Genomic DNA, 12,551 nt, shown 5'->3' on the forward strand with positions numbered 1-12,551 from the left:
TAATAATCTTTAAATTAAAAACTATGACTATGTGGAAAACATTTATTAAAATCATTTTATTAATGTTTGTTATGTGTGTTGATACACATGCACAAATTCGAGGGGCGCGTTCTGACCGGAAAATTGTTGAGATAAAGAAAATCGTAGACTTGACAAGAAACCAGGAAACGGCTATAAGACAGGCACATGACACCTATAATAGAACAGTAGATTCCTCTTTGTATAACGTCGATGATCCTGTTCTTGCATCAGAAATGAAGTATAGGGCAAGTAAGGTGTTTCATGAGTCACTGATGGATGTTTTTACGGAAAAACAGCGTAATAGATATATAGAGGTCACATCTGCTCCCGAGGTGCGTATGAAGGCTGATTATAAAGTCGGACTTTTGCGGGAAAGTAATAAATATTCAGAAAGAGAACTTGAAGCGAAGCGTACGGCTATATATAATTATATGATGAGTGAGAAAAACCGGCCGTGATCCATTGTCAGATGGTGTAAGTCCTGATGATATTGGCAAATTCATTGAATCCGAGTTTGATTCTTATCAAGTAGATACCAAAGAAGAAATTAAAAAAGCAATAGATAACAATAATTGTGTGTTAGGTACGATTGAAAATTCAGTAGGCTACCACGAAGTTTTGATAATAGGATATAAAGAAGACGATGATGATAAAGATGAAGGAAGCAAAACTGACAGCTCAAATGATGATGATAAGAAAGATAAGGAAGAAGGAGAATTTATATATGTAGATCCAGGAACTGGTGATTATGAAAATGGAGATTATGAAGATTTCCATTTTAAAAAATATGCAGTAAAAAGTATTAAATAATAAAAACAAGTATTATGAAGTTATTGTATTTTATTTTTATGTGTTTACTTACGTGTATTCCGGCCATAGGGCAAAGTTTTTCAGTGTCTCAGTTAAAGGATATTGTGTGGCTTCGCACGTCGCCGAAAACAGACTATGTCTTTAAAATAAAATTCACGGATACGGAATTACAGACTACGGAAATCAATGAACACACGGGTAAGACGTGGATTTTTAAATATCCATATTATATGTCTGACGTGCGAACTGATGATTTTGACTCCACGATGGTTGGAAAGGATACGAAAGGGGAGTTTATATTAAGATTATCGAATGGGAAAGTTCATATAGTCAGGATATTAGGAGTGTCAAAAGATTCCTTGACTGTCGTGTTCGAACTGCGTAAAGGATTTATCGGTGGTGATACAATTATGAAGTTTGAACGTGAGGAATAGACATGCATTAAGTCCGTTTTGTCTGGCGTTATATAGTTTAAACATTGAAATGTAGTATTGTAATATGATGGTATACCAACGTGTGAATATAGTATTTAACGTGAGTTCGACGAACTCACGTTATTTTATAATAGGAAGTGGGAGAAAATAGTAATAACAAAAAACTTTTAGTATTATGAGAAGACTATTTAATCGCATTTTTTTTCAGTTACCATTATTGGGGTATTGGCATTTTGTGTGAGTTGTAGTAATGACGAAGAGTTTTGTAATGAATATGTTGGTACAGATGAGCCAAAAGTAAACCAATCGACACTTATTAGTACCTTGCAGGACTTAAATGCGCAAATCTTGGAGTCTGATGAGACACGTGGTTTTCGTGATTGGTCCACAAAAGAAAAATTAGCAGTTGCACATGCAGATGTTGCCGGTATGGCTGCCGGAGGAAAGGATGGCTGTGTATTGGGTGCTAAATTGGGAACAGTGTTGGATAGTCCAATCACTGGAGGAGTTTTTGGCGCTTTTTTGGGGCGGAGTAATTGGGGGTGCATATTCTTCTTGGTTGGCATCTCCGAATACACGAGCAATCCCAAGTCTTAACGTTCCCGGATGTAGCTTTATGGCTAATGAATGTATGATATTAGTAAAAGAAGATTTGTCAGTCAATACAGCGGCTGTTATTGTAAAAGATGATAAGATATTAGAAAGGTTGAATGTTGATGAAGAACTTTTAGAACGGGTTAATCTTGATGAAGAATGTTTGACAGTAGGCAGTATTCATAATATTCTTTTATCTTCATTAGATGGTTCTGTTGTTGTTGATTCTAATGTAAAAAATGAAAGTTTAAATATTTATTGTGATAAACTTCTTAATTCGAAAGAATTTATAAATGAGTGTAAATGGGTGGGAGAAAGTGTTAATGCTGGAACTTTATCTGATGATTTAGTAAATAGTGTTATTTCTCTTTTTAATGATGTCTGTTTAAAAAGCTCTGCAACATCACTAGATGTTGTTTATATAATAAATGAGTATGTTAGGGTAGTTGATGCAACGGACGAACTGACGGACATAGAAAAGAAATGTGTAAAGTACGGTCTTGCAACAGCTTTATATAGCTATCAATATTGGGGCGTGATATAGAATTAATATGAAGTACTTAAAAGTAAATATAGTATTTAATACAGCTCTTTTACTGTGGGCGTTGTCTCCTGTATTTGAAAAGAATGATTTTATATTTTACGCCACGTCATTATTGAGTGTTGCTCTGGCATTGTTTTGGATAGGTGTAATGACTGTTTCTGCTGTAAAACACAAAGATTCTATTTTAGATAGAATTTTGGGTAATACTGATAATGATATGTACACCATTGTGATTCTTCTTTGCGGCGCGTTGGTTCAGTATATAGAAGGTACTCGACCGATGCTCTACCTCTGGTCGACACTGCTTGTGATTGCTGTCATCAACTTCTTTTGGCGGGTAAAGAGATAAAGGTAATTGGAACGATAGAATGGAGAAACTTTGTTGATGGCGATTAATAGGACGTGTTTTAAACGAGATACAATACATTCTTGGGAAAATTAATGGTGATTATGCTTCGTTTATTGAATTTGGCGTAATAATCCGATGAAAATAATCTTGCGGTATCGGTAAGTTGTATGCGGTTTGGTGGTACGATTGCCGGTACTGCAATTCTATTGTGACCGAATGATAAATCGAGCAGTTCTCGTTACGGCAACAACATGTTGGGCAGGTTGATAGGCTGCAAATAAACAATAATGACGATAATAATAAATAATGTAGCCTGTTTCTTGACATTTTATTAGCTATTATCAAAGATTTGTTTTACTTTTGCAGTTTGTTAGCATGTAGAGAGAAATGAAACAGATTACGGAGAAAACCATTGACATCGATAGCATACTGCGCGAGAAAATGGGAGCGAAGGCGAAATTCGTGCCGGCTCCGTTCGTGCGCTGGCTCCGCCATATCATACATCAGGACGAAGTGAACCGCTATCTGTGGGAGAGCCGTCACCTCAGCGGGACGGAGTGGCTCGAAGAGTGCGTGCGCTATCTCGACATGACACTCATAGTGGACGGAATGGAAAACCTGCCCGATAAGGATGACGGCAGGCTGTATACGTTTGTGAGCAACCACCCGCTCGGCGGTGAGGACGGTGTGGCTCTCGGGGCGATAATAGGTCGGCACTACGACGGACGCTTCCGTTATCTGGTCAATGACCTGCTGATGAATCTGCCGGGACTTGCACCTGTATGTATTCCGATAAACAAGACGGGCAAGCAGAGCCGCAATTTTCCGGCAATGGTGGAGAGCGGTTTCAGGAGCGACAACCACATGCTTATGTTCCCTGCGGGGATATGTTCGAGGAGGAGGAAGGGCGAGGTGTGCGATGTGGAGTGGAAGAAGACTTTCGTGGTGAAGAGCGTCGAGTATAAACGGGATGTGGTCCCGATACGTTTCGGCGGTGAGAACTCCGATTTTTTCTACCGGTTGGCAAACTTCTCGGACAGGTATGTGAAGAAGGTTAACATAGCGATGCTCTTCCTCGTTGACGAGATGTACAAGAACGCGCACAAGACTTTCCGTGTGGCGATAGGCAAGCCGATTCCATGGCAGACGTTTGACAAGAGCCGCACGCCGGCGCAGTGGGCGCAGTATGTTAAAGATAAAGTATACGAGCTTTGAAAAGCTGCAACGTGATAATTATTGAAAAAGAGAGAGACAAGAAACTGATTAAACCGGAAATGGAACAGGAAATAATAAGACCGATAGACAAAGAGGTGCTCAAAAGCGAGCTTACGCCGGAGAGACAGCTCCGCATGACAAACAAGAGCAATAACGAGATATACATCATCGATGCCCACAACGCCCCCAACGTGCTGCGCGAGATAGGCCGTTTGCGTGAGATCGCATTCCGTGAGGCGGGCGGCGGTACGGGAAAACCGCTTGATCTCGATGAGTTTGACACGATGGAGAACTGCTATAAGCAGCTTATCGTGTGGAATCCGGAGGCAGAGGAGATTATCGGCGGATACCGGTATATACTCGGCAAGGATGTGGATGTGGACGAGAAAGGGCAGCCTGTATTGGCCACGAGCCACATGTTTCATTTCTCCGAGAAGTTCATGCGCGATTATATGCCATACACCATAGAGTTGGGACGCAGTTTCGTGTCACTCGGTTATCAGAATACGAGCAAGAACGGCTCTAAGAGCCTCTTCGCTCTCGACAATCTGTGGGACGGCCTCGGGGCGCTCACCGTAATACAGCCCGACGTCAAGTATTTCTTCGGCAAGATGACGATGTATCCCTCTTACATACGTAAAGGCCGCGACATGATTCTATATTTCCTGAAAAAGCATTTTGAGGACAAGGATAATCTCGTGATGCCGATGAAACCGCTGATTATAGAGGAAGATCCCGCTGAGTTGGATGCGCTTTTCTGCGAGGAGTCATTTAAGGAGGATTATCGTATACTCAACCGTGAGGTGCGTCGGCTGGGATATAACATACCACCGCTTGTTAACGCTTACATGGGGCTCAGTCCTACGATGAAACTGTTCGGCACGGCAATAAACTATGGTTTCGGTGATGTGGAAGAGACCGGTATTCTGATTGCTGTCGATGAAATTCTCGACCAGAAGCGGGTGCGGCATATAGACTCGTTCATAAAGGAGCATCCGGAGGCACTCGCCATAACGAGCGGTGCCAATAAGGTTATATATAAGGAAAAGGTAGGGGCGTGATGTGCGTTTGGCCGGTGGCAGTCCGTATGTTCAGGCGTTTCATGACGTTTCTGGCGGTCACTGCGCTGCTTGTCACTGTCATTCCTGTTTTCTCTGCCGACTATAAAGCTTACCGGTCGCTCGACAGTTCGGACCCGATAATCTTTTTGGGAGACAGTATTATATATGGCGGCCGCACGATAACACTCGGCGAGCGTACCATATTTGTAGACCCGAGGCTTGACAATGCCTTGGCGGATAATTACCGATACGTTTATAATTCAATACGGGATGCGGTGGCGCATCTTGTCGACGGGACGGAGAATGACCCCATGCGGGTGCTCTTCGCTCCCGGAGTATATTGGGTGGACGATCCCGACACACCGGCGGTTGTGACAGGGAAATACGGCAGGGAGCCGTTCGGAATGGTGATAAGATGTGAAAATCTCCATTTCATCGGACTCACGAGGGATGCCCGTAATGTGGTACTAGCCTCTCAACGAGGCCAGACACAGGGCGCGGTCGGTAATTTTACGATGTTCGATTTTCATGGTGACGGACTGCGGGTGAGCAACCTTACCATGGGCAATTTCTGTAATGTTGATCTCGATTTTCATCTTCTTCCGTCGCTCGGACGCAAGAAGCGGTCCGCGACCATAACACAGGCTCATGTGGCTTACTGTCATGGTGACCGTGTGGTGGCTCGCAATGTCAGGTTTATAAGCAGGCTGAATATGAACCCTCTCAATGGGGCAAGGCGCATATTGTTCGACCGTTGCCACATGGAGTGTACCGATGACGCGCTGACCGGAAACGGGGTATATCTCAAATGTACCCTGTCGCTTTACGGGCAGAAGCCGTTTTACACTACCCATAGGTGCGGGGCGGTGTTTCTCGACTGTGATTTCACTGCCGGCGGTTCCAATAGGGATATGGTTTTCTGTAAAGCTCCCGGTCAGGTTACGCTTGTGAATTGCAGGTATCATACAGGTGATTCGGTTTATGTCGGGTGGACAAACTACCCCGAGACGTGGCAGAGATGCTATCAGGCGGGATTTACTATGAACGGCAATCCGTATAAAATAGGTGCCCGTAACCCGGAAAATACCGTTGAAATGGATGATTTGCCGCTTTTGTCCGCTTTTTATGAGGTATGCGGCGGAGATACGGTATATAATGTGTACAATCTTTTGCGGGGCGATGATGACTGGGACCCGACGGGTATCAGGGGTATGGTGGGATGCGGCAACATGGGCACGGCCCTCGTGTTGAACCGTAAAATGGCTTCGATTGTCACCGGAGGCGGCTCCATTTGTCTCTCTGCCGAGGTTATGAGGCACGGTGGTTATGAATTGTTGAAAGAGTCTTCTGATAGCAATGAGAACATACATTGGCGTGTACGGCCTGGCTTTGAGGATATGGTGGAATTATCGTCTTATGATGGCGACTCAATAACGGTGACACCCCGGAATAATACCGATGAAACGGCGGTTTTTTACATAGAGGCATATACCGATTGCGGTTTGCGCGGAGCTGTGGGCGTCAGCGTAAGTCCGTCGGTTCTTCCACCTCCTGATTTCGTGGGAAATACTCGGTTGACGATGAAAGGCGGAATGCTTGTCGCTGATTATACTCTCGGTTTGTGCGGCAGAAAAGACGAGTCTCTTGTCACATGGTACCGTTGTGTGGATGGCAGGAAGAACGGTGCCATACCGGTTAAAGTGAGCCGTGGGCGTGTCCCGGAGCGCTCGTACAGGCTGACGACGGCGGATAACGGATATTTCATAATGGCACGTATAGAGCCGAAGCACCGGCGTAGCGAGGCGGGGAATGCAGTCGATCTGATTATGAAAAGAGCGGTGAAACCGTCGGATTTTGGAGAAACGGATATTTCACGGACCGGGGGGTCGGATATATACGAGACAGATTTCCGCACGTTTCCGACCGTAAATCAGGTTCGGGTAATACCCGGATTCTGGACTGTCGACGGGTATAAGCCGGCTGATACCGCTGAATTTCCATGGACGTTTGATACGGATAAAGACATGTGGGCCTATGGACGAGGGTTTAACGGTGCGGTCGGTGAAGGGCTGTTGCAGGCTCAGCGCGGTGCGAGACTGATGTATACTCCTGTTAACGGACATTACGGGGATATGTCGTTGACACTTCAAGTCGATCCCACCAAGACTGCGGGTCAGGGTTTCGGAAGCGCCACGGGGCAATATATGGATATTTGTTTGAAATTTGATACGCGCACGCTGACAGGCTACGGGCTTAGGATAATACGCACGGTGAAGCATGCCAAGGCAGTGGATTTCATGCTTGTGGAATATGCCGGTGGTACCGTAACGCCGCTTACAGACCCTGTTTCGGCTATATGTTATCGTACGGGCTGCACGATAGAACTGCGGATGAGGGGTGGCAGTCTTGCCGCGCATGTGGAAACGTCGACCGTATTGCCGTCAAATTCGGGACTGGCCACTGTCGTGGACCTGTCGGCTACGGTGACTCCTAACGCTTTCGGCGGAGCGGCCATACAGCATACAGGTACTTGCGGTGAGAGTACGACAATGCTTCATCGCCTCAAAATAGAATGGTTTGGCCCGGGATGAACAGGAATGTCAATGCGGCAGTTTCCGTCTCATGCCGTATATCGGTATCGGGCGGATTTTAAACCGTTGTCAGATGATAGGCAGGCTTATTCCGCTTATCTTTTGATAAACGTCGAGTGCGTATACGTCCGTCATGCCGCTGATATAGTCTATCACCGCCATCAGCCTTGTCTCTATGTCGTTCGCCTTTATTTCATATTGGCTGCTGACCCTGTCTATCAGTTGCTTGGAGTAAAACCTGTCCGGGTGTGCGGCCGCCTCGATCATCTGTTCCATTAGTGTTTCCATTATTTTGTAACCCGATAGCTCAACGTCAAGTACAGGTTTGCTGCGGTAAATCTTGTTCTTTGATATTCTTGAACATAGCGTATAGGCGTCACGTTGACGGTCTGATATATGGTCTATGAGGCAACCGGTGAACTCCCCTGAGAGTATTTCGTCCTCATGCTCCACGAACGCTTTCACGCATTCGCGTTCCAGTGTTCCTATCACGCATGCCCTTATGTATACTATTTTCTCGTTGTCGTCTGTCAGCTGTTCTTCCTCTATGCGGCTAAGGATTTTATTCTTGTCCGTTTCGTCGAAGAAACCCAGAAGCAGTTCGATTGTTTCCTCAAATGAAAGAATCATCAGTTTGTTCGCATCCTCTATGTCCATGATCTCATAGCAGATGTCGTCAGCGGCCTCTACGAGATATACCAGCGGATGACGGGCATATCTTAATGGCTCTCCCGGTCCTGACAAGCGTTTTATCCCCATTTCATCGGCAATTCTTTCATATATCTCTTTCTCTGTATTGAAGAAGCCGAACTTGCCGTGCCGTCCTGCCGCTGATGCCTCGAAAGGGTATTTCACGATGGCGGCGAGTGTGGAATACGTCATCACGAAACCACCGTTGCGTCTTCCTCGGAATCGGTGTGTGAGCAGCCGGAAGGCGTTTGCGTTGCCTTCAAAGTGGGTTATGTCTTCCCATAGCTTGCTGTCTACTTCCGCCTGGAGGCGCTTTCCACTGCCTTCCGTGAAAAACGACTGTATGGCTTTCTCGCCGGAGTGCCCGAAAGGAGGGTTGCCAAGGTCGTGAGCGAGGCATGCCGTGGATACAATCTGCCCTATTTCGTTTATCATCGAGTCTTCCAGTTCCGGATGAATACGCAGCAACTCACGTGCCACATCGTTTCCGAGAGACATGCCCACGCTTGCCACTTCAAGGCTGTGCGTGAGCCTGTTGTGCACGAAAACGCTCCCCGGGAGCGGAAATACCTGTGTCTTGTTCTGCAAACGGCGAAACGGCGCCGAGAAAATCAGCCGGTCATAGTCTCGCTTAAACTCGCTGCGGTCATCGCGCTTTCCGATGTGCTTGTGTTCCTGTCCGAGTCTTTTATTGGTGATTAGCCTTTTCCAGTTCATCATAATGATGCAAAAGTAGTGCTTTTTTATATAAAAATACCATAATTTAGAGGTAAAAGTGTGGGCGTTTGGATATTAATCATTACTTTTGCACATTATAATAATGCGAAAACAACGGTGCGACGGCATGTTGCCCACAGTGTGGCAACCGTGTGACAGCGATGAAACAATTTCCCGGCAGTCATGTGATTATATTATAACGGCCGTATCGCAAAATTATCATGCCCGCTTGTAATGCTTGTGACGGTTGCCATATTGATATGCCGCGGCCATGTAGTGAAAATGATAATGACTGTACATAGACAAACAACATACAGATGATAGATATAAAAGTGATAAACAAGGGCGGTCAGCCGTTGCCTGCTTATGCAACAGGGCAGAGTGCCGGAATGGATTTGAGGGCGAATATAGATGAGCCGATTACACTCCGTCCGATGGAGCGTTGTCTTGTCGGTACGGGGCTTTATATAGCTCTTCCGCCGGGATTTGAAGCCCAGGTGCGCCCTCGCAGCGGTCTTGCCTTGAAGCACGGACTGACCGTTTTAAACTCCCCCGGAACCATAGACGCCGATTATCGAGGTGAGATAAAGGTGCTGTTGGTAAATCTTTCAACCGATGATTTTGTTGTCAATGCCGGCGAGCGGATAGCCCAGATGGTGATAGCGAGGCATGAAACAGCCCGTTTCATCGAGGTTGACGAGCTTGACGAGACCGAGCGCGGCGAGGGCGGATACGGGCATACGGGAGTGAAATGACCCGGAGTATAGTGGTGTAATCAGTTAAATAGTATAGACAGGCCGGCAGATGTGTGCGGATAATAAAGAGGATGAGATGTTGAGGACATTGTTTCTTTTGTTGGTTTCATTGTTTTCGATGCCGTGGTGTGTAGCCAATGCGTCGCAACGGGATGTCATGGCCGACTCGGCACGCAGTGCTCTTTCTGCCGGTAATTCTTCGGCTGGCACGGTTTCGCCCTCATCGGGCATATTGCATATATCGGATGAGTCGGCCGTTGCCGACAATTCGAAACTCAGATACGACTATTTTTTTCTTCAAGCGATATCCGAGCGTCAGAAAGGTAACAGTTCGGCGGCCTTTGACCTGCTGCGTCACTGCATCGAGATAAATCCCGGTGCGGCCGAGGCTTATTTCTATCTGGCCCAGTACTATATGGCAATGAGAGAAAAGGAGAAGTCCATGAGCATGACGAAACGTGCCGTGGAACTGAGTCCCGACAATATATCTTTTCTCGAGACACTTGCCAATCTGTATGCCCAAAACGGTAAATTCGTCGAATCCATCGATGCTTTCGAACACATTGTGGCTATAGACAAAAGCCGTGAGGACATTCTTGAAGTCCTCGTGAGGCTCTATCAGCAGCAGGCCGATTATGACAATGCCATACGGACATTGGAACGTATGGAGGAGATGGAAGGTAAAAGTGAGCGCCTGTCGCTGATGAAATGCGAGATATACTCAAACCAGAACAATACGGAAGCCGAGTTGTCGGAGATGATGAAGTTGGCCGAGCAGTATCCAAACGACCTTAATTATCGTGTGATGTACGGAGAGATATTGCTTGATAACGGGCAAAGCGAAAAGGCTTTGGATGTTTTCAACTCCGTGCTTGCCCAGGAGCCGGACAACAGCAGGGGGCAAATGTCTTTACGACTATATTATAAGAAACTTGCGGACACCCTCAGGGCCGATTCCATGACAGTCGGAATATTGAAAAACAAAAACATGGCCACTGTCGCCAAAATATTCGTGCTTCGGGAGGAAATAAGCCAAAGTGAGAACAACGGCGGCGACAGCACTAAGATATTGGCGTTTTTCGATACTCTGCGCAATATGCCCCAGCCGGACAGCGAGATACTCATGCTGCACGCCACATACATGAACTTGAAGAAAATGCCCGCCGACAGCATACGTCCCGTGCTTGAAAAGATACTGTCGATAGAGCCAGACAAGTCTGCCGCGCGACTGCAACTGCTTGGCTATGCATTCACGGATGATGACGCCGACAGGGCTATTGCCATTTGCGAGGCCGGCCGTCAGTATAATCCCGATGAGATGGCGTTTTATTATTACGAGGGTATAGCCCGAAACAGCAAGGGCGATGAGGATGCCGCGATAAGCGTGTTGAAAAAAGGGGCGGGCTTCATCACCGGGCAAAGTCCTCCCGATATAGTGTCCGACTATTATTCCCTGCTCGGCCAGTTGTTCTCGGCCAAGGGACTGATGAAAGAGGCTTTTGCGGCATACGACTCATGCCTGCAATGGAAAAGCGACAATGTCATGGCTTTGAACAACTATGCTTATTACCTCAGTGTGGCCGGAGAAAACCTTGATAAGGCCGAGAAGATGAGCTACAAGACCATAAAGGCCGAACCGCAGAACTCCACCTACCTTGATACCTACGCCTGGATACTGTTCATGCAGCAGCGCTATGCCGAGGCCAAGGTGTATATCGATCAGGCTTTGCAGAGCGACAGCACCGTTAGCGACATCATCGTGGAACATGCCGGAGACATATACGCAATGAACGGAGATGCCGTAAAGGCCGTGGAGTACTGGCAGCGGGCATTGAAAGATACTCCCGACAGGAAGATATTGATAAGGAAGATAAAGAAGAAAAAATACATAAAGGAATGAAGCCATTAAGTTTTTTGAAGATTGCGGTCATTGCGATGCCGTTTGTTATGGGTTCGTGCAAATCGTCGAAGACCGTGGAGAAATCTGTGGAGAAGGTGGCCACGGACGATGTGGCGCAGCATCAGATGATTCAAAAAGTATCTGATAATGCGCAGTATGCCAAGTTCATCACTTCCAAAGTGAAGTTTCAGGTGAAAGTGGGATCGCAGGACCTAACACTCACCGGCAACTTGAAGATGAAGCGCGACGATGTGATACGCCTTCAACTCATGGCCTTCGGTTTTGTGGAGGCCGGCCGTCTCGAATTCACGAAAGACTATGTGCTCATCATGGACCGCATAAACAAGCAGTACCTGAAAGTGCCTTATGCCCATCTTGACTTCCTGCGCAACAGCGGTCTCAACTTCTATTCCCTCCAGGCGCTTTTCTGGAACGAGCTTTTCCAGCCGGGACGTTCCAAGCTGACCGACGAGCAGCTTAAAGACTACAAGGCGAATATTGGAGGCGACGATGTCGTAATATCCTTGGAGAAAGATAAAATGTCGTATAAGTGGCTGGCAGCGCAGAGCACGGGCCTCATCAAGATGGCCAACATATTATATAAGGACAAGTTCCGCGGCAATACACAGCTCAACTGGGACTACATGGAGTTCAAGAAAATGGGTTCCAAGAAGTTTCCTACCAACAACATGATAACCTTCACCACCGGCGACAAGGAAGTGAAACTGGGGCTTATGCTCAACTATCTCGGCAACGACAGCGACTGGGAAACGCGTACCGAGGTGTCCGGCAAGTATCGCCAGGTGAATGTCGATGAAATTCTGCGCAGGTTCATGGCCTTGTGATTTTCGACACCTTTTCTTTGTAAAA

Annotated in this window: 13 protein-coding genes; 12 read left to right on the forward strand and 1 reads right to left on the reverse strand. The window is 46.5% G+C overall.

What is annotated here, in order from left to right; translation table 11 throughout:
* Window positions 1-29 precede the first annotated feature (29 nt).
* The 9 genes from HPS53_RS08905 to HPS53_RS08945 all read left to right on the forward strand — a co-directional run bounded on the left by HPS53_RS08905 (window position 30) and on the right by HPS53_RS08945 (window position 7,619).
* The gene (locus HPS53_RS08905) at window positions 30-479 is read left to right on the forward strand and encodes a hypothetical protein (protein ID WP_172205746.1); all 450 of its coding nucleotides are present in this window, start codon (window positions 30-32) and stop codon (window positions 477-479) included.
* Window positions 460-831: a hypothetical protein gene (locus HPS53_RS08910; RefSeq protein ID WP_172205747.1), complete on the forward strand. Its 372-nt coding sequence runs from the start codon at window positions 460-462 to the stop codon at window positions 829-831. The genes HPS53_RS08905 and HPS53_RS08910 overlap by 20 nt, the downstream gene beginning before the upstream one ends.
* A gap of 83 nt (window positions 832-914) precedes the next feature.
* Window positions 915-1,265 carry a hypothetical protein gene (locus HPS53_RS08915; RefSeq protein WP_172205748.1) on the forward strand — a complete coding sequence of 117 codons (351 nt, stop codon included), beginning with the start codon at window positions 915-917 and terminating at the stop codon, window positions 1,263-1,265.
* Between the two features lie 237 nt (window positions 1,266-1,502).
* Window positions 1,503-1,862 carry a hypothetical protein gene (locus HPS53_RS08920; RefSeq protein WP_172205750.1) on the forward strand — a complete coding sequence of 120 codons (360 nt, stop codon included), beginning with the start codon at window positions 1,503-1,505 and terminating at the stop codon, window positions 1,860-1,862.
* Between the two features lie 34 nt (window positions 1,863-1,896).
* On the forward strand, window positions 1,897-2,403 hold the full coding sequence (locus HPS53_RS08925) for a hypothetical protein (RefSeq protein WP_104370071.1): 507 nt from the start codon (window positions 1,897-1,899) through the stop codon (window positions 2,401-2,403).
* Between the two features lie 7 nt (window positions 2,404-2,410).
* A complete protein-coding gene (locus HPS53_RS08930; protein ID WP_104370070.1) occupies window positions 2,411-2,752 on the forward strand; it encodes a hypothetical protein in 342 nt (113 codons plus the stop codon).
* 387 nt (window positions 2,753-3,139) lie between these two features.
* Window positions 3,140-3,967: a glycerol acyltransferase gene (locus tag HPS53_RS08935; protein WP_172205752.1), complete on the forward strand. Its 828-nt coding sequence runs from the start codon at window positions 3,140-3,142 to the stop codon at window positions 3,965-3,967.
* 59 nt (window positions 3,968-4,026) lie between these two features.
* Window positions 4,027-5,028: a GNAT family N-acetyltransferase gene (locus HPS53_RS08940; RefSeq protein ID WP_172205820.1), complete on the forward strand. Its 1,002-nt coding sequence runs from the start codon at window positions 4,027-4,029 to the stop codon at window positions 5,026-5,028.
* Window positions 5,025-7,619 carry a hypothetical protein gene (locus HPS53_RS08945; protein ID WP_172205754.1) on the forward strand — a complete coding sequence of 865 codons (2,595 nt, stop codon included), beginning with the start codon at window positions 5,025-5,027 and terminating at the stop codon, window positions 7,617-7,619. The genes HPS53_RS08940 and HPS53_RS08945 overlap by 4 nt, the downstream gene beginning before the upstream one ends.
* A 69-nt stretch (window positions 7,620-7,688) precedes the next feature.
* On the opposite strand, the gene dgt is transcribed toward HPS53_RS08945, so the two are convergent.
* Entirely contained in the window at window positions 7,689-9,026 is a 1,338-nt protein-coding gene (gene dgt / locus HPS53_RS08950; protein ID WP_104370092.1) for a dGTP triphosphohydrolase, read from the reverse strand.
* A 317-nt stretch (window positions 9,027-9,343) separates the two neighbouring features.
* Here dgt and dut point away from each other — a divergent pair, with 317 nt between their 5' ends.
* The 3 genes from dut (at window position 9,344) to HPS53_RS08965 (ending at window position 12,526) form a co-directional block, all read left to right on the forward strand.
* Window positions 9,344-9,781, forward strand: a complete 438-nt coding sequence (gene dut, locus HPS53_RS08955; protein ID WP_172205756.1) for a dUTP diphosphatase — start codon at window positions 9,344-9,346, stop codon at window positions 9,779-9,781.
* Window positions 9,782-9,857: 76 nt separating this feature from the next.
* On the forward strand, window positions 9,858-11,681 hold the full coding sequence (locus HPS53_RS08960) for a tetratricopeptide repeat protein (protein WP_172205758.1): 1,824 nt from the start codon (window positions 9,858-9,860) through the stop codon (window positions 11,679-11,681).
* Complete coding sequence (locus HPS53_RS08965; protein ID WP_172205760.1) at window positions 11,678-12,526, forward strand: DUF4292 domain-containing protein; 849 nt, start codon at window positions 11,678-11,680, stop codon at window positions 12,524-12,526. Before HPS53_RS08960 ends, HPS53_RS08965 begins: the two co-directional genes overlap by 4 nt.
* Window positions 12,527-12,551 lie beyond the last annotated feature (25 nt).

The sequence above is a fragment of the Prevotella sp. PTAC genome (assembly GCF_013166535.1).
Taxonomy (GTDB): Bacteria; Bacteroidota; Bacteroidia; order Bacteroidales; family Bacteroidaceae; genus Prevotella.